The 17317-nt window shown below is 60.0% G+C and carries 19 protein-coding genes; 2 read left to right on the top strand and 17 right to left on the bottom strand.

The features are described from left to right. Nucleotides 1–29 precede the first annotated feature (29 nt). From WNY37_RS01760 to WNY37_RS01715, 10 genes are all read right to left on the bottom strand, one after another. Nucleotides 30–650 (bottom strand): 5-formyltetrahydrofolate cyclo-ligase, encoded by a 621-nt coding sequence (locus WNY37_RS01760; protein ID WP_342971732.1) that lies wholly within the window; start codon nucleotides 648–650, stop codon nucleotides 30–32. Further along, nucleotides 647–2197: a signal recognition particle-docking protein FtsY gene (gene ftsY / locus WNY37_RS01755; RefSeq protein WP_342971731.1), complete on the bottom strand. Its 1551-nt coding sequence runs from the start codon at nucleotides 2195–2197 to the stop codon at nucleotides 647–649. Before ftsY ends, WNY37_RS01760 begins: the two co-directional genes overlap by 4 nt. Next, nucleotides 2194–3474: a tRNA (N(6)-L-threonylcarbamoyladenosine(37)-C(2))-methylthiotransferase MtaB gene (gene mtaB / locus WNY37_RS01750; RefSeq protein ID WP_342971730.1), complete on the bottom strand. Its 1281-nt coding sequence runs from the start codon at nucleotides 3472–3474 to the stop codon at nucleotides 2194–2196. Before mtaB ends, ftsY begins: the two co-directional genes overlap by 4 nt. Before the next feature lie 56 nt (nucleotides 3475–3530). Further along, nucleotides 3531–4340 (bottom strand): diaminopimelate epimerase, encoded by an 810-nt coding sequence (gene dapF, locus WNY37_RS01745; RefSeq protein ID WP_342971729.1) that lies wholly within the window; start codon nucleotides 4338–4340, stop codon nucleotides 3531–3533. A gap of 43 nt (nucleotides 4341–4383) precedes the next feature. Then, a complete protein-coding gene (locus tag WNY37_RS01740) occupies nucleotides 4384–4797 on the bottom strand; it encodes a hypothetical protein (RefSeq protein ID WP_342971728.1) in 414 nt (137 codons plus the stop codon). Between the two features lie 5 nt (nucleotides 4798–4802). After that, nucleotides 4803–5837 (bottom strand): MaoC family dehydratase, encoded by a 1035-nt coding sequence (locus WNY37_RS01735; RefSeq protein WP_342971727.1) that lies wholly within the window; start codon nucleotides 5835–5837, stop codon nucleotides 4803–4805. A 53-nt stretch (nucleotides 5838–5890) separates the two neighbouring features. After that, entirely contained in the window at nucleotides 5891–6127 is a 237-nt protein-coding gene (locus tag WNY37_RS01730) for a hypothetical protein (RefSeq protein WP_342971726.1), read from the bottom strand. Nucleotides 6128–6197: 70 nt separating this feature from the next. Then, nucleotides 6198–6545 carry an ArsC/Spx/MgsR family protein gene (locus tag WNY37_RS01725; protein WP_342971725.1) on the bottom strand — a complete coding sequence of 116 codons (348 nt, stop codon included), beginning with the start codon at nucleotides 6543–6545 and terminating at the stop codon, nucleotides 6198–6200. Beyond that, nucleotides 6545–7435 carry a CoA ester lyase gene (locus WNY37_RS01720; protein WP_342971724.1) on the bottom strand — a complete coding sequence of 297 codons (891 nt, stop codon included), beginning with the start codon at nucleotides 7433–7435 and terminating at the stop codon, nucleotides 6545–6547. The genes WNY37_RS01725 and WNY37_RS01720 overlap by 1 nt, the downstream gene beginning before the upstream one ends. A gap of 82 nt (nucleotides 7436–7517) precedes the next feature. After that, entirely contained in the window at nucleotides 7518–8015 is a 498-nt protein-coding gene (locus WNY37_RS01715; RefSeq protein ID WP_342971723.1) for a DUF302 domain-containing protein, read from the bottom strand. Between the two features lie 64 nt (nucleotides 8016–8079). Between WNY37_RS01715 and WNY37_RS01710 the strand changes: the two genes are divergently transcribed. After that, nucleotides 8080–9198, top strand: a complete 1119-nt coding sequence (locus WNY37_RS01710) for a serine hydrolase domain-containing protein (RefSeq protein ID WP_342971722.1) — start codon at nucleotides 8080–8082, stop codon at nucleotides 9196–9198. Between the two features lie 234 nt (nucleotides 9199–9432). On the opposite strand, the gene rarD is transcribed toward WNY37_RS01710, so the two are convergent. Together rarD and WNY37_RS01700 are read right to left on the bottom strand one after the other, a co-directional pair. Further along, complete coding sequence (rarD, locus tag WNY37_RS01705; protein ID WP_342971721.1) at nucleotides 9433–10344, bottom strand: EamA family transporter RarD; 912 nt, start codon at nucleotides 10342–10344, stop codon at nucleotides 9433–9435. A 143-nt stretch (nucleotides 10345–10487) separates the two neighbouring features. Beyond that, entirely contained in the window at nucleotides 10488–11522 is a 1035-nt protein-coding gene (locus WNY37_RS01700; RefSeq protein ID WP_342971720.1) for an aspartate-semialdehyde dehydrogenase, read from the bottom strand. A 141-nt stretch (nucleotides 11523–11663) separates the two neighbouring features. Between WNY37_RS01700 and WNY37_RS01695 the strand changes: the two genes are divergently transcribed. Next, the gene (locus WNY37_RS01695) at nucleotides 11664–12080 is read left to right on the top strand and encodes a nuclear transport factor 2 family protein (protein ID WP_342971719.1); all 417 of its coding nucleotides are present in this window, start codon (nucleotides 11664–11666) and stop codon (nucleotides 12078–12080) included. Here WNY37_RS01695 and leuB read toward each other — a convergent pair. The 5 genes from leuB to leuC all read right to left on the bottom strand — a co-directional run bounded on the left by leuB (nucleotide 12071) and on the right by leuC (nucleotide 17268). Continuing rightward, nucleotides 12071–13126: a 3-isopropylmalate dehydrogenase gene (gene leuB / locus WNY37_RS01690; RefSeq protein WP_342971718.1), complete on the bottom strand. Its 1056-nt coding sequence runs from the start codon at nucleotides 13124–13126 to the stop codon at nucleotides 12071–12073. The genes WNY37_RS01695 and leuB overlap by 10 nt on opposite strands. Nucleotides 13127–13269: 143 nt before the next feature. Further along, nucleotides 13270–13899 (bottom strand): 3-isopropylmalate dehydratase small subunit, encoded by a 630-nt coding sequence (gene leuD / locus WNY37_RS01685; protein WP_342971717.1) that lies wholly within the window; start codon nucleotides 13897–13899, stop codon nucleotides 13270–13272. A 9-nt stretch (nucleotides 13900–13908) separates the two neighbouring features. Further along, nucleotides 13909–14754, bottom strand: a complete 846-nt coding sequence (locus WNY37_RS01680; RefSeq protein ID WP_342971716.1) for a VOC family protein — start codon at nucleotides 14752–14754, stop codon at nucleotides 13909–13911. 15 nt (nucleotides 14755–14769) lie between these two features. Next, nucleotides 14770–15756, bottom strand: coding sequence for a cysteine synthase A (cysK, locus tag WNY37_RS01675; protein WP_342971715.1), 987 nt, complete (start codon nucleotides 15754–15756; stop codon nucleotides 14770–14772). A gap of 114 nt (nucleotides 15757–15870) precedes the next feature. Continuing rightward, a complete protein-coding gene (gene leuC, locus WNY37_RS01670) occupies nucleotides 15871–17268 on the bottom strand; it encodes a 3-isopropylmalate dehydratase large subunit (protein WP_342971714.1) in 1398 nt (465 codons plus the stop codon). Nucleotides 17269–17317: the final 49 nt, after the last annotated feature.

Genomic DNA, 17317 nt, shown 5'->3' with positions numbered 1-17317 from the left:
AAAAACCAGCTGAATCGCGAAAATTTCCCTCAGGCCGCGTTCGGCCCATCGCCACCATTTTCGCCGCCGGAAAATGCCCGCATCATGAAAATCGGCACTGAGCCCCGCTCTGTCATCGCCCAGTCCAGGGGCTGGTCATGAGGCTCCGCCGACAGCTCATCCAGCATCTGGACAAAGAAGCCAAGCCCGCAGGCAAAGGCCCGCCCATCCTGTCGTATCTGCTGCAGGGTTCGGTCATAGTGGCCCTTGCCGTAACCGAGCCGGTTACCAAGCTTGTCGAACGCCAGCAGCGGCACCAGGATCAGCGTCGGCTGAACCCGGGGCGCACTCTCCAGCGGTTCTTTCAGGCCAAAAGGCCGGTCTTCCAACGGGTCGCCCGGTGACCAGAGCCGGAAGCTCATGGCTCCATCGTCGTCCACACGAGGCAGGCACAGCGTCGCGCCCGCGCCAGCGAGTTTTTCCATCAGCGGGCGAGGGTCAATTTCACTACCAATCGGCCAGTAGCCACTGACGATCGGCCCGTAACGCTCCAACAGCTTTAGAGGAAACTTTTCCGCCAGTGTTTCGCCGGCGTCGGGGTCACGCGCATGCGCTTCCTCCCGCAACAGCTTCATGTCTGCGCGAAGGGCCGTCTTGTCCAGCCCGCTCAAACCGTTTCCTCAAGCCCAACCAGGGCTTTCGCATAAGCGCGTGCGCTAAACGGTTGAAGATCTTCAGCTTTTTCGCCGACGCCGACAAAATGGATCGGCAGGTCATGCGCTTCCGCGACAGCCACCAGCACACCGCCTTTGGCCGTGCCATCAAGCTTGGTCATGACAATGCCGGACACTTCGGCGGTATGCCTGAACGCCTCAACCTGGCTGAGCGCATTCTGCCCCACCGTGGCATCCAGAACCAGGATCACATCGTGCGGGGCATCCGGATCGAGCTTTCGCGTCACACGGACAATCTTCGCAAGTTCCGACATGAGTTCGGCCTTGTTCTGTAGCCGCCCCGCCGTGTCCACGAGCACCAGGTCGAGATCTTCCGCCTTGGCTTTTTCAATCGCTTCATAGACCAGACCGGCCGCGTCGGCGCCTGTTGGTTTCGACAGAACCGGAATGCCGGCCCGCTCGCCCCAGACTGTCAGCTGTTCAATCGCGGCCGCGCGGAACGTGTCGCCAGCCACGAGCAATGCCTTGGCGCCCTGCTCCTTCAGCTTCGAAGCAATCTTGCCGATTGTCGTTGTCTTGCCAGACCCGTTCACCCCGACGAAGAGCACGACGCGCGGTCGCGGACCGTCCGCAAAGTCGACGATCTGCTCGCGCGGCTTCATGATTGCTTCGATCTCTTCGGCCAGCGCCACGCGGATTTCGTCGTCCGTTATGTCCTTGTCGAATCTCGTTTTTCCGAGGTTGGTCGTGATTCTGGAAGCGACCTTTGCGCCCATGTCGGACACGATGAGAAGGTCTTCGAGGTCTTCCAGTGCGTCATCGTCGAGTTTGCGCCCGCCGAACATGCCGGTGAGGCTGGAGCCCAGTTTGCCAGACGATTTCGACAGGCCGCCGGAAAGCTTGCCGAAGAAACCCGGGTCCCGGACTTCGGCATATGGGTCTGGCTCGCCGCGCGCGATGGCTGCCTGGCGTTCTTCCTCCTTGCGGCGGGCTTCAGCCTCTTCAGCTTCCTTCTTCAGCCGCGCATCTTCCCGGGCCTTCTCGGCGCGGCGACGCTCTTCCAGGATCTTGAGTTCATTTTCGGCCTTCTGGCGAGCGGCCTCGCGTTCAGCCTCAAGCTTACGGACGCGTTCCGCCTCTTCCTCAAGCCGCTTGGCTTCGGCTTCAGCTTGTTCCGCCTCAAGGCGGGCGGCTTCGTCATTGGCAGCTTTTTGCCTCGCCGCCTCTGCGGCCGCACGGGCGGCTTCGCGCGCTTCTTCAGCGCGTCTGGCTTCTTCCTCGAGGCGTTTTGCTTCTGCAGCCGCTTCTTCTTGTTCGCGTTTCTGGCGTTCTTCCCAGGCGCGATTGGCTTCTGCGACCTTGCGCTCGATCTCGGCCTGTTCGGCGGCTTTGCGTTCCGCCTCGGCGGCGGCCCGCTCTGCTTCAGCCTTTTCAGCGGCTTCCTTGGCCGCGATCTCTTCGGCGCTGAGTTCCGGCTCCGGCATGGCTGCGCCGGCGTCTTTCAGGTCTTCTTTTTTCTTCTTCTTGCCGAACCAGAGGATCATGCAGGGGCCCCGATGAGTTTCTTACCGTCCTGAGCGACTATCCGGGCAGAGACGGGCCGTCCAGCCTCGAGCGTGTCAAAGCCTTCAAGCGCGACCTGAGAAAAATCGCTTAGCCGTCCATTGGTTTCCTGTTCGACGAGAACTTCAAGGGTCTTGCCGACATGCGTTTCGAGATGACGAGCGAGCGCCTCAGCGCCGGCCCCGCGCAGTCGCGCCGCGCGCTCCTTGATCACGGCTTTTTCGAGCTGCGGCATCCGCGCCGCAGGTGTGCCGGGCCGGGGACTGTAAGGAAAGACGTGCAGGAAAGACAGGCCGCAGTCTTCAACCAGGCGCAGCGAGTTTTCAAAATGCGCTTCAGTCTCGGTCGGGAAGCCGGCGATGATGTCGGCCCCGAGCGCCATGTCCGGACGGATCTTGCGCAGGGTCTGGGCGAGCTCGATCGCCTGCTCGCGTGAGTGGCGCCGCTTCATCCGCTTCAGGATGAGATTGTCCCCATGCTGCAGGGAGAGATGCATGAAAGGCGCAAGGCGAGGCTCGGCCATGGCGTCGAAGAGCGCATCATCGATTTCAATCGCATCGATGGAAGAGATGCGGAGCTGTTTGAGCTCCGGCACCAGTTTCAGAATCCGTTGAACCAGATTGCCCAGTTGCGGCTGGCCCGGCAGGTCCGCGCCCCAACTGGTGAGGTCGACGCCTGTGAGCACGATCTCATAATGCCCGGTCTCGACGAGCCGCCGGATCATCTGGACGATTTCGCCAGCGGGCACTGAGCGGGAATTGCCCCGGCCATAGGGGATGATGCAGAAGGTGCAGCGGTGGTCGCAGCCATTCTGGACCTGCACATAGGCCCGAGCGCGCCCCTCCATGCCGTCAATCAGGTGTGCTGCGGTTTCCTTCACCGACATGATGTCGTTGACGAGCACTTTTTCGGTGCCGTGGCTGAGCGCCCGTCCTGCCCAGGTTTCGGCTTGCATCTTTTCGTGATTTCCGATGACGCGATCGACTTCCGGCATTGCCGCGAACTCGCCAGGGTCGATCTGGGCCGCGCAACCTGTCACGATGATACGCGCGTCCGGATTGTCCTTCTTCGCGCGGCGGATGGTCTGCCGGGCGGTGCGGACGGCTTCAGCCGTGACGGCGCACGTATTCACGATGACCGCATCATCGAGGCCAGCTGCATCGGCATGGGCGCGCATCACCTCACTCTCATAGGAGTTGAGGCGGCAGCCTAGCGTGATGACCTGCGAGCGGGTCCGGGTGGGCGTTTCATCTGTCATGACGGTGTATCCGGGCGGATGTCGCGCCGAATGGCCGAAAGATCAAGGGATGCGCTTCAGACCTCGAAGCTCATCTCCAGCTCGACAGGGCCCGTCATCAGGACATGGTCGTCGGATTCCCGCCAGTCGATGATGAGTTCGCCGCCATCGAGAATCAGCTTGGCGCGGCGCTCTGTCTTGCCCGCACGGGCGGCACAAACGAGCGCTGCGCAAGCCCCGGTACCGCAGGCCTTGGTCAGGCCAGCGCCGCGTTCCCAGACCCTGAGCCGGATGGTTTCCGGGTCGATGACCTGCGCGAACCCGACATTGACGCCCTCCGGGAACAGAGGATGCCACTCCACCAGCGGACCGATCTGCGGAATATCGTACTTGTCGACATCGTCGACGAAAAAGACGGCGTGCGGATTGCCCATTGAGACGACGGCAGGTTTCGACAGATAGGGCTTGTCCATCGGCCCAATTCGGACATCGACGCCGCGGACATCCATCTTTTCGGACAGTGGAATGTCTTCCCATCCCATCAGGGGCGAGCCCATATCGATGGTGACGAGGCCGTTTCCTGCCTTCTGTCCCTTAAGAACGCCGGCATTCGTGCGGATCTTGACTTCATCTTTGTCGGCTTCGGCCAGCAGAAGGTGGGCAACGGCGCGTGTGCCATTGCCGCAGGCGTCTACTTCTTCGCCGGATGAGTTCCAGATGCGCAGGAAGGAGTCGACCATCGTGTCCCGCTCGATCGACATGACCTGATCGGCCTTCATCTGTTCGGCAATCGCACGGATGCGCTCTGCGTCCGGCGCGAACTGGCGGTCGCGCGCGTCGAAAATCGCGAAGGCATTGCCCGCGCCGTTCATCTTCCAAACCTTCATCTTGCGGAAGATAATGCAGGCGATGGGCGACCCAAAGGTAAATCTATCGAGGGAGGCGTGTTGCGAGCACCCAACCGGCCACCTGTGACATCGCCGCCACAATCAGCAAGAGGTCAGCGACCGGGTGACGCCAGAAAAAGGCGAGCACGGCGAGGCCGATGCAAATCCAGTCGATGCGATTGTCACTGATGAGATATCCGGCCGGTCTTTTCTGGGCCTCGATATAAGGCAGGGTGAGGCCGTGCCATGTCCTGTTCATGTGCGGTGGACCAAACACATCCTGCAGATCCTTCGGATCGGTGATGCCGGTGAGACCGCATAATGTCCGCGCATCGACCTGACCGAATTCGACGACCTGCTTCATCGTCATCGTGCCCAGCATGCTGGCGATCGCCATCAATATCGTGGCAATCGCAACCCCGAACAGGGTGATGCCTTCAAGAAGGTTGGTCATCATGCCGGCTAGATGGGGATGGCGGCCCAGTAATCGAAGTCCAGAAGGACATCCGGGTGGTATTTTCCGTCGTCGCCTCTTAGCGGGAAGTCCGCACCGGGGTGGTTTTTGGTGGCAACCAGGCGCAGACGAAGCGCCCCCGTCTTCGAAGAGAGCTCAGTCTTGTCGAGGATTTCGGACCACGCATAGATCGTATCTCCGGCGAAGAGCGGACCGGCATGCGTACCGGCATTGATGGCGAGCATTTGTGCGGCGCTTTCGAGACCATTGAAGGAGAGCGCCCGGGCAATCGAGATGACGACGCCGCCATAGATGAGGCGTTTGCCGAAGCGACTGTCTTTCTGTGCATGCGCATCAAAATGAACCTTGGCGGTGTTCTGGTAGAGGCGCGTGGCCGTCTGGTGTTCGGCTTCCTCAACCGTCATGCCGTCAACATGGTCGATTTTCTCGCCGACCTCATAATCGCCAAACCGCCATTTGGATCCGGCAAGCGCGTAGTTCCAATTGGTGTAGTCGGGGGCTGACAAATCCTTGGCGGCGACAGCATCAGGCAGCTCAGGCGCGCTCACTTCCGGCGCCGGGCTTGCGGGGTCTTTTTTGTGAACCATGACCCAGCGGACATAGGAGAGCACCGTTTCGCCCTTCTGGTTCTCACCGCGCGTGCGCACCCAGACGACGCCCGTCTTGCCATTTGAGTTCTCCTTGACGCCAATGACTTCGGAGATCGCAGTCAGCGTGTCGCCGGGATAAACGGCTTTCAGGAACTTGCCGTCGGCATAGCCGAGATTGGCAACAGCGTTCAGTGAGATGTCCGGCACCGTCTTGCCGAAGACGACGTGGAAGGCGAGAAGCGGATCAACAGGCAGTGACGAAAAGCCGTTCGATGCGGCAAAGGTTTCTGCAGAATAGAGCGCGTGCCGGCTGCCGGTGAGGGCCCGGTAGAGAGAATTATCGCCCGCGCTCACAGTGAGCGGCGTGGCATGGATGATTTCCATGCCGGGCTTGAAGTCTTCAAAATAGTTACCGGGATTGGATTTGGTCATAGGGCCCTCGGTCTGTGTTCGGGGCTCACATGACGCCGAGCGGCGCGTGCCCCTTAAGTTCTGAGCACCACCTGCACTGCCTCATCCTCTGAAATCAAGGCAGAAGCGCTCGGGTCATAGAAAACAATGACAAGGAGCGCCGTGATAATAGTCATCGCGGCAAAATGCGCCTGCGGATGGCGTACCAGTTCCCGCGCACCATGGCTGCCATATGCAACGAGCATGGGACCAAAAAAGAAGGCGGCAGACAGCAGCAGAAGTGCGGCAGCGATGAGCATGAGGATCGTCATGTCAGCCCTTGTTGCACAAAGGCTTTTCAGGACCGCTTATCCGATCGGTGAAATTTGAACGAACCGAAGGCTATTTGATCTCAAGCAGCTTCTCGATTGGCCGCCCGAGCACAGCCTTGTTCCCCTTGATGCCGATCGGCCGCTGGATCAGGCGCGGATTGTCGACCATGGCCTCGTAAAGCTTCTCGTCTGAAAGGTCTTCAGGGATCTCGAACTTCTTGGCGTCCTTGTCTCGCAGGAATTCACGCGGCGAAGCTGCGCCCATTTTCTTCGCGATGTCTTTCAACTCGCCGACGCTCAAAGCCTCGCCTGCATTCATGTATTTGCGGATTTCCGGCTCGATTCCATTCTCCTGCAGTAGGGCCAGGCCGTTGCGGGAGGTCGAGCAGCCCGTGTGGTGAAGAAGTGTGTAGGTCATCAACTTGCCTCCATTTCCTTGATTGCGGCATCGACATCGACGATGCGGCGGGCCTCTTCGAGGTGGAGAAGCTCCGTCATCTTGCCGTTCACCTTGAGTACGCCCTTGCCCTTATTCGCCGGATCGGCGAAGGCGGCGATCACATCGTGCGCCTGGGCAACGTCAGCCTCGTCTGGCGCGAAGACTTCATTTGTGATGTCGATCTGTGACGGGTGGATCAGCGTCTTGCCGTCGAAGCCGAGCAAGCGGCCCTGGCGGACTTCAGTCTCCAGCCCTTCTGCATTCTGAATGTCATTGTAGACGCCATCAATGGCGAGAATGTCGTAAGCGCGGGCGGCGGCCAGCGTCAGCCCAAAGAAGCTCTGGAAGGCGAGGCGCGATGGGTCATTCACCGCCCGCAATTCCTTGGCGATGTCGTTTGTGCCCATGACGAAAGCGTTCAAACGCGTGCGGCCAGCCGCTTCGGCGATGTCCTTGATGTTGAGGATGGCCTTTGGCATCTCGATCATCACCCAGAGGCCGAAATCCTTTGGCGCGCCTGCCCGGCTCAGCGCGTCATCGAGACGGTCGATATCGCCGCCATCAATGACCTTCGGCGCAAGGATCGCGTCGGGACCAGCGGCGACAGCAGCCTTCAGGTCATCCATGCCCCAGTCCGTGTCGAGGCCGTTAATGCGGATGACGACTTCGCGTTTGCCGTATCCGCCCGCCTCGACGGCCTTGCAGACCGTTTCGCGGGCTTCCTGCTTGGCGTCGGGTGCGACCGCATCTTCGAGATCAAGAATGAGCGTATCGGCGGCCAGAGTTTTGGCTTTTTCGAGCGCGCGTGGGTTGGCGCCGGGCATGTACAGACAAGAGCGGCGGGGGCGATTCTGGGCAGTGGTCGTCATGGTGGCGGTCTCTCACAATCAGTCGTGGCGCCTTCGATGGCGCGAGAGCGGCGATGAGTCCAGTACTACGGCCAATTTGCCGCTACCGGCTTGCCTCGGTCGTGATCGCTATCAGCGTTTCCTCGATCTTATCGACCGGCACATCCGTCGGTGAAACAGCATATTGGCGAAGCACCGATGGAATGTCTTGGCGGATCAGCTGCACGCCAGACCCAGTGTCCACGACGAGGATTTTCATCGGCAGCTCAATGCCGAGCGCGGGATTGGCCTGCATCAGCGGTGCGCCGACCGACGGATTGCCGAAGATGAAGAGGGTGGAGGGGCTCAGCGTCAGACCTGCATCGCGCGCGCCTTTTGCATGATCGATCTCGGCAAACAGGGTGAGCGGGCGGGCCTCGATTGCGCTGCGCAATTTGTCGACGGTTTCTTCAAAGCCGAGCGTGCTCTTGTGCGCGATAATGGCCTGCGGCGCCGCTTGACCGGCATTGCCGAATTCGGACGGTGAGCCGAATTCCGGCGTTGCTGAGCAGGCCGCTGCAATAGACAGAGCGACAAGGCTTGCCAGAGGGGCGAGTTTCATGGTGCGTCCTTCCTGAATTAGATAACTTGTTCCAAGGCTAACACGAAACAGGAAGCGGACCTCAATGAGCGATATCAGCGGCCATGTAAGCGCAGGCTTTGAGCCCGTGCGCGATGTCTTTGAAGCTACCTTCGAAGCCGGCGAGGAGCTCGGTGCCGGCTTTGCCGCGATCATCGATGGCGAAACGGTTGTGGATATTAAAGGCGGATATGCGGACCGCAAAAAGGAAACGCCATGGACCGCTGAAACCCTCGTCCCGATCTATTCGACCACGAAGGGCATTGCTTCCATCATCCTCGCCAAGGCGGTGAACGAGCTACAGCAGGGCTACGAAACCAGGGAGGCCGATGTCTGGCCGGAATTTTCCGCTGCGGGAAAGGGCGACATCACAATAGGCCAGATGGTGTCCCACCAGGCCGGGTTGGTCGGCTTTGTTGAGCCAATTGACCCGGGTCTCTGGCTCGATCCCCCCGCGCTTGCCGCAGCTCTTGCCGATATTGAGCCTCTGTGGGAGCCGGGCACCGCGCATGGCTATCACCCGCTGACATGGGGATATCTGGTCGGTGAAACGGTGAAGCGGATCACGGGGCGCTCGCTGGGAACGATCTTGCGGGAAGATGTTTGCGAACCGGCGGGCATCGATTTCCATATCGGACTCCCGGCCGCTCAGCATGACCGCGTTGCTGACATCATGCGTCCAAGAGAGATGCCGCAGCTTGGAGATATCAACGAATTTAACCGCACCGCCTTCCTCACTAAATGGGGCTCGCCTGACCGGGGCGGAGCGATCTGGCGCGAAATCGAAATTCCATCAGCAAATGGTCACGGCACAGCGCTGTCTGTCGCCCAGCTTTATGGCGTGTATGCCCACCGGGGGCAGCTTGATGGCCAGGTGTTGCTCGGCGCGCAGGCCTTTGAAGAGCTGACAAAGCGCCGGACCATCGGCCAGGACCTGGTCTTGCCCTTTATCACCGAATTTGCGGCGGGCGTGATGCGCAATAATCTCGGCATCTATGGCCCCAACCCTGACACTCTGGCTCACTCTGGGTGGGGCGGTTCGCTGGCGCTTGGAGACCCGGAGCGCCATCTGTCTGCGGCATATGTGATGAACAAGCAGTCCAACTATCTACAGGGTGACCCACGCGCGCGCAGGCTTGTCGATGCGCTCTATGGCTGCCTCTGATACGCGGACGATCATCCCGAAATGAAACGATTTCCGCCGGTCTTGGATAACAAGTGATGAATTTTGAGGGGCCTGGCCCAAGCCCGTGTGAAAAGAGCGTTAGATAGAAAGATTTCGCTTGATACGCGAACTGGCACGCGCTTTGCTCGGATCGATACGAAATTGGCACTCCATCCATTTTCTATGCAGTTGACTTCCATCCCCGGCCTCGTTTTTCCGAGCGCCGGGGATTTTTTATGGATTGAGCTCAGCGGCGCGCGCCAGACGGCGGGCCTTGCGGTCGCCGATCACGCTGTCGGTCGTGAAGATGGCGAGGGCGGCCCAGATCAGGCCGAAGGCGACGGCATCGACCGGGCCGAAAGGCTCGCGGAAGACAACCACCGCAATCAGGAACTGCATCGTTGGCGTGAGATATTGCATCATGCCGATGGTCGCGAGCTTCAGCCGCTTGGCGGCCAGTGCGAACAGGATCAGCGGCACGGCGGTAATCGGGCCGGCCAACGGCAGCAGCAACCAGTCGCTCCAGCCATCGCCGAGCCAGGTCCCGTCGGATGTCGTCTGAAACCAGGCGAGCCATATGAACGCGACGGGGAAGAGGATGGCCGTCTCGATGGCAAAGCCGATACGGCTGTCGATCTGCACCTTCTTGCGGACCGCACCATAGGAGGCAAAGCTGAAACAAAGCGCCAGCGAGACCCAGGGCAGCCGGCCAAGCTCCCATGTCAGGACACCGACGCCGAGTGCGGCAACTGCGATGGCGGCCCACTGCGCCTTTCGCAGCGTTTCGGAAAAGAAGAACATGCCCAGCAGGACGCTGACCAGCGGGTTGATGAAATAGCCAAGACTCGCCTCGGTGACGCGCTCCTGTGAGACGGCCCAGATATAGATCAGCCAGTTAACGGCGATCAGGAGCGCCGAGACCAGAAGATAAAAGAGCCGACGACCGGTCAGCGCGGCGCGCAGATCTTTCCAGCGTGCGGCGACGGTGATGAACAGCAGCGCTGTCGGCAAGCCCCAGAGGATGCGGTGCACAAGCATTTCCTCCGGCTCGATATGGTCGAGCAGACGGAAATACAGCGGCAGCAGGCCCCACAGCATGTAGGCACTGAAACCGCAGATAAGGCCGAGGCGAAGTTCAGATCTCATGGCGCGCCACGTAATGCTGCGGCGCCCTTCCCGCCACCCATTTCTTGCGGCGCGCAGCGGGGTTTAGAAAAGCTGACTTCAAATGAAGAACCGCCGCCCTCAGGCTGAGAGCGGCGGTTCGGGTTTTTTGTGGGCCAAATTGATCAGGCGTCGACAGCTTCAGCCTTGAGAACGCCGCGCTTGATCAGCTCTTCGGCGATCTGGACAGTGTTGAGGGCCGCGCCCTTGCGTAGGTTGTCGGCGACAACCCAGAGCGACAGGCCATGCTCGACCGTCGGGTCCTTGCGGATGCGGGAAACGAACGTGTCCCACTCACCGGCGCAATCGATGGCCGTGATATACTGGTCATCCTCCGGATTATCGATGACCTGGACGCCATCAAAATTGCGAAGCACCTCGCGGGCCTGTTCAGGCGTGATGGCGTCTTCGAATTCGATATTCACCGATTCAGAGTGACCCACGAAAACCGGTACGCGCACGCAAGTGACAGTGAGCTTGATGTTCGGATCGATCATCTTGTGGGTCTCGTTCCACATCTTGGCTTCCTCGTCGGTGAAGCCGTCATCCATGAAGGAGCCGATCATCGGGATCGCATTAAAGGCGATCTGACGGGAAAACTCTTCCGGCTCTGGAGAGTCGTTCACGAAGATGCCCTTGGTCTGGTTCCAAAGCTCGTCCATGCCAGCCTTGCCTGCGCCGGACACCGACTGATAGGTCGACACGACGACACGCTTGATGCCTGCGGCATCGTGCAGCGGCTTCAGCGCCATGACGAGCTGCGCGGTCGAGCAGTTCGGGTTCGCGATGATGTTTTTCTTGCCGTAGTCCATGACATCGGCGCCATTCACTTCCGGTACGACCAGAGGCACGTCCGGGTCCATACGCCAGGCGGAAGAGTTGTCGATGACAATCGCGCCAGCCTTACCGATCTTCTCGGCCCACTGCTTTGAGAGCGTGCCGCCAGCAGACATCAGGACGACGTCGACCTTGGAGAAATCGAAATCATCAAGTGCCTGGCACTTCAGCTTGCGGTCACCCCAGCTCACTTCGCGGCCGACCGAGCGGCGCGAGGCGACGGCGTGAACTTCATCTGCCGGGAAGTTCCGTTCGTCCATGATGTTGAGGAGTTCGCGGCCTACGTTTCCTGTCGCGCCGACGACTGCAACTCTGAGTGCCATATTCTTTTCCTTTCGCGAGCCGCCTCCCATACGTCAGGACGGCCCTTATCTCAATCTTCTGATTTGTTAGCCCGGGCCGCAGATTGGCTGCGCCGCAGTTAGGAGGCTTGATTTAAGCTGCATGTAATGCACTTTCGGCAAATGTTGAGTACCCAGCCTGAAAACTCTTACCCGATGGAGACGATCCTGATCGAAGACATGATCTCGAAGTACATAAAGAGCTACAATTCCCGCGATATCGAGGGGATGCTCGACTGCGTGACGGAAGATGTGGTTTTCGAGAATATCTCCAATACGGGCCAGACGATGACCTTTGAGGGCCGCGACAAGATGGGCGAAGTTGCCCAGCTCTCTGGCAACGCGTTTTCCTATCGGCGTCAGAAGCTCGTTCACCTGGTCATCGGGCAAGGCAAGGCTGCCGCTGAAATCGAGTTCGAAGGCAAAGCTGCCGTCGACCTGCCGAACGGCGTAAAGGCCGGCGAGACCATCAAGATCCGCGGCGCGAGCTTTTTCGAGTTTCGCGGCCAGCTGATGAGTCGGATCGCCGACTATAGCTGATCAATAATCGCGTCAGTCATGGCGTCGGTGGAGAGGTCGCCGCCAAGGTCACGTGTGCGTGCACCCGCTTTCAGGGCGTGGGCGACAGCCTTCATGACACGGTCTGCCGCATCCGGTCGGGCAAGCGACCAGCGGAGCGCCATTTCCAGCGACAGGATTGCTGCACATGGATTGGCGAGGCCCTGGCCGGCAATGTCGGGCGCTGAGCCATGAACGGGCTCAAAGAGACCCGGCGTGCCCTCTATGCCGAGGCTGGCCGATGGCAGCATGCCGATGGAGCCTGTAAGCATGGCGGCCGCATCTGAAAGCAGATCGCCAAAGAGGTTGTCAGCTAGTATGACATCGAACTGCTTCGGGTTGCGCACCAGTTCCATCGCGCAGGCGTCGGCGAGCATGTGGCTAAGCTCAACGCCGTCGCCATGCGCCTTGTGAAGCGCCGTGACTTCCTGGCGCCAGAACAGGCCGCTTTCCATGACATTGGATTTTTCGACCGAGCAGACCCGCCCATCACGACCGCGTGCAATTTCGAACGCGACGCGCGTGACACGTTCGATTTCCGGGGCGGTGTAGATCGACATGTCGTAGCCGCGGCGGACGCCATTGTCGTCCGTATCGATACCGCGTGGTTCGCCGAAATAGACGCCGGAAGTCAGCTCGCGGACAATCATCAGGTCCAGGCCTTCAACGATTGAGCGCTTCAGCGAGGATGCATCGACAAGGGCTTCGAAACAGTAGGCAGGGCGGAGGTTCGCGAAGACATCAAGGCCTTTGCGAAGGCCCAGCAGCCCCATTTCCGGGCGCTTGTCGCGCGCCGCATCGGCCCATTTCGGTCCGCCAACGGCTCCAAGCAGCACTGCGTCGCTCGCTTTGGCCGAGTTGAGAACGTCTTCAGTCAGCGGAACGCCATGCTCATCGATGGATGCGCCGCCGATCAGGGCATTGGTCAACTCAACATCAGGGGCGACCAGTTCAGCGATCTTCGCCGCTGCAGCTGTGACTTCAGGACCGATGCCGTCACCTGGCAGAAGGAGGAGTGTCTGTTTCATAAGGACGAGCCTAATGGCGCGAGATGTGGCACGAGTCTATAGCGGGGAGCTCAGCAAGGCTCTGCCTTTCGGCTTCAAATAGCCGCAGGGAGGGGAATTCGTGCCCTGGCCGGCGCGATAGAACAAGAGCGTCAGTGACAACCTTATGCCTGGCGCTCCAGCCATGGCATGGAGAGTTTCCGTCCCGATTCATAAGTCTCGATTGCGGATGCAGAGTGCATGGTCTCACCAATCTCATCGAGGCCCTCGAGCAGACTCGCTTTGCGCCCATTGTCGACGTCGAAGGCGATCTGTTGCCCATCGGGCGTGGTGATTGTCTGCGAGGCAAGATCGACCGTGAATCGATGATTCGCGCCGCCTGTCTGCGCTGCCAGGCCTTCGCAAACATCCACTGGAAGGACGATTGGCAGGATGCCATTCTTGTAGCAATTATTGTGGAAAATGTCGGCGAAGCTGGGCGCGATGACGCATGTGATGCCCTGGTCCAACAGGGCCCAGGGCGCATGTTCGCGCGACGAGCCGCAGCCGAAATTCTCACCTGCAATCAGGATGCCCGCACCTGCCGCAGCCGGCTTGTTCAGGACGAAATCAGGATTTGGACTGCCGTCGGCCTTGGTCTTGAGTTCGTAAAACAGACCCTCAGACAGTCCTTCGCGTTCTGTCGTTTTCAGAAACTGCTTTGGGATAATCATGTCGGTGTCGACATTGGCCATCAGCCGACCGTTATCGGTCAGCGAGGCAGCGGTGGAGGTTAGGGTCGTGAAAGCTTTCATGGCGGGCTTTTATCTCGGCGAATGGGAAATGAACAGGGTCGGCACGTTCAAAGTGCCGCTCTTGACCGTGAAGACGTGAGAGCCGGGCTTCCGGCCGGTTCTGATCTCGGAAACATCGACGCCAGATGCGGAAAGGCGCACATGCGCGGCATGCAGATCATCAACCGCCCATGTGAGACCCCAAATGCTATCGGCCTCGTCGGCATCATGCGCCTCGTCCAGCCGGTGAATCACTTCAAACGTGAGGCCGCCTGTGCGGAAGAAGAGGAAACGTGTCTTCCACTGCTCAGCCGTTCGGGCGAGCGCCAGACCCAGCCCTAGACGCCCTCCGTAATTGGCGAGGGCGCGAAGCGGGTTCGGCGTGCTGATAACGATGTGATCCAGCCGCGAGACGCCGGCTTGGGGCGAAGGCAAATGTTCCGGTAGCGTGTGTGGTTGCAGGATAAATGTCTTGATGCCCGCCATTTCGGTGTCGTCACAGCGAAAGCGATCCCAGGACCTGGTTGCGCCATCCAGCGCATTCCTGCTCTCGCCTCTGACGATATCGCCGGGCTTCAGGCCTCGGCGCTGAAGCTTATGGTGCGCAGCGCCGATGTCCTCTGTCCGAAAAGCAAGACTTGTCAGTCGCGGGCCTGACACAGCGAGCAGCTCACGCAGGCGCTTTGCAACCGGGCCCTCGCCGTCCGGAGCCATAAGCTCAAGGCTCGTATTTTCGACATTGAAAAGAGCGGTTGCGGCACCACCGGCAGATGCCCGCCAGTCCGCTGCTCGCCCCAACAGGTCCGTGTAGGTCTCGACCCCTTCCTCAATATCCGGGCAAATCAGAACGATATGGTCGAGACCTGTAATCAACACGGGGTGCAGAGCTTTCTATACGCCGTCAAAAAGCGCGGTGGACAGGTAACGTTCGGCGAAGCTTGGCAAGATCGCCACGATCGTCTTGCCGGCCATGTCGTCGCGAGCGCCCACGCGGGCGGCCACAGCCGCCGCTGCTCCGGATGAGATACCGCCGGGAATGCCTTCCAACTGTGCCAGGAGTCGTGATGTCGAAAGCGCTTCTTCGTTGGACACTTTTACCACTTCGTCGATGATGCTGGTGTCTGCATTGCCCGGTATAAAGCCCGCGCCGATCCCCTGGATCATGTGAGGGCCAGGCTCGCCTCCAGACAGAACAGGGCTGTCCTCTGGTTCAATGGCGATCATCTTAACTGACGGCTTCACCGACTTCAGATAGTGGCCGCAGCCGGTGATCGTGCCGCCTGTTCCGATGCCTGCGATGACGGCATCAACCGCGCCATTCGTGTCCGTCCAGATTTCGCGGGCGGTGGTTTGCTCATGAATGGCAGGGTTGGCCGGATTATCAAACTGGCTTGGCATGACAGCGCCGGGCGTTGCGGCGATCATCTCTTCAGCCTTTGCAATCGCGCCATTCATGCCTTTCTCTTTCGGGGTGAGTTCAAGTTGCGCACCGAGATAGGCGAGCATCTTGCGGCGCTCAATCGACATGGACTCCGGCATGGTGAGGATCAGCTTGTAGCCGCGATTTGCCGCCGCGAAAGCAAGGCCGATACCGGTATTGCCGGAGGTGGGCTCAATGAGTGTCGATTCGCCGGGTGTGATCTTGCCCGCCGCTTCAAGCTCCAGGATCATGTTGAGCCCGATCCGGTCCTTGACGCTGGCAAGCGGATTGAAGAACTCGCATTTGAACAGGAGATTGGCCCGGATGCCCTTCTCCTTTGCAAACTTTTCAGCCGCGACGAGCGGCGTTGACCCGACCGTTTCCAGGATGGAGGCATACGTCCGGCCACGCGGCCCATCGACTTCGACGCCGGATTTCAGTTTCACCGTATCGCTCATGTGCGTTCCCTCTCTTTTGGAAGACAATACTCGGGAGGGGTCCATCTAGGCCAGCGGAATCACCGACAATGTGATCGAGGTCACTCCGTCGAAATTTTTTGTCGCGCCAAATGCCTAGCCGATAACGCCCGTAATGGCGGCGCGAGCGGCCAGTGTCGGACTCATCAGGTGGGTGCGACCCCCGCGGCCCTGACGGCCTTCGAAGTTACGATTCGAGGTCGAGGCGCAGCGCTCGCCGGGGGCAAGAATGTCGGGGTTCATGCCGAGGCACATGGAGCATCCAGGCTCGCGCCACTCGAAGCCAGCATCTGTAAAGACCTTGTCGAGACCTTCCTCTTCGGCTTGCGCCCGTACCAGTCCCGACCCCGGCACAACCATGGCCCGAACACCGTCAGCGACGCTATTATTCTGGGCAATCTTTGCAGCGGCACGCAGGTCTTCGATGCGCGAATTGGTGCAGGACCCGATAAACACGCGCTGGACCGGCGTACCGGCAATTGGAGCACCTGGCTCAAGCCCCATATATTCGAGCGCGCGTTCCGCAGCCGCTTTTTTCACAGGGTCGCGCATCGCGGCCGGGTCCGGGACGGCGGCGGAGACGGGGATTGCCTGTTCCGGGCTGGTGCCCCAGGTCACGGTCGGTTCAACGTCTTCGCCGCGAATTTCCACCACGCGGTCCCAATCGGCATCCGGGTCGGAATAGAGCGTGCGCCAATAGCGTTCGGCTATTTCCCAGGCGCCGCCCTTCGGCGCGGCGGGTCGCCCCTTCATATAGGCAAAGGTCGTGTCGTCAGGCGCAATCAGGCCAGCGCGCGCGCCGCCTTCGATCGACAGATTGCAGAGCGTCATCCGGCCTTCCATGGACAGCTTCTCAACCGCTTCACCGCGATACTCCATGACATAGCCCGTGCCGCCGGCGGTGCCGATAATGGCGATCAGGTGCAGGGCAAGGTCCTTGGCCGTGACGCCTTCGCGAAGCTCTCCGCTGACTTCAATCGCCATGTTCTTGCTTTTGCGGGTGCGCAGCGTCTGTGTGGCAAGCACATGTTCAACCTCTGACGTGCCGATGCCGTGTGCCAGAGACCCGAACGCGCCATGGGTTGATGTGTGGCTGTCGCCGCAGACAATGGTCATGCCCGGTTGCGTGCGTCCCTGCTCTGGCCCAACAACATGGACGATGCCGTTTCGAAGGTCTCCCATCGGGAAGAATTCGATGCCGTGTTCGGCAACATTGCGGCTGAGTGCTGCGAGCTGGTTGCGCGCCGCTTCGTCTTCAACACCGTCGAGACCCAGCGACTGATTTTCGGTTGGCGTATTATGGTCCGCCACGGCGAGGGTCAGTTCAGGGCGGCGGACCTTACGGCCCGCTGATTTGAGCCCGGCAAAAGCCTGCGGCGTGGTCACTTCGTGAATGAGGTGAAGGTCAATATAGATCAGGGATTCGCCCGTCGCTGCATCAGTTTGCACCGCATGGGCGTCCCAGATTTTGTCGTAAAGTGTTTTGCCTGACATTGCGCTATCCTTGTTGCGGCGCAAAACACCACGCAGCTTGCGTCAAAGC

This window comes from Henriciella sp. AS95, assembly GCF_038900055.1.
GTDB lineage: Bacteria > Pseudomonadota > Alphaproteobacteria > Caulobacterales > Hyphomonadaceae > Henriciella.
This window is presented reverse-complemented; position numbering and strand designations above follow the sequence as displayed.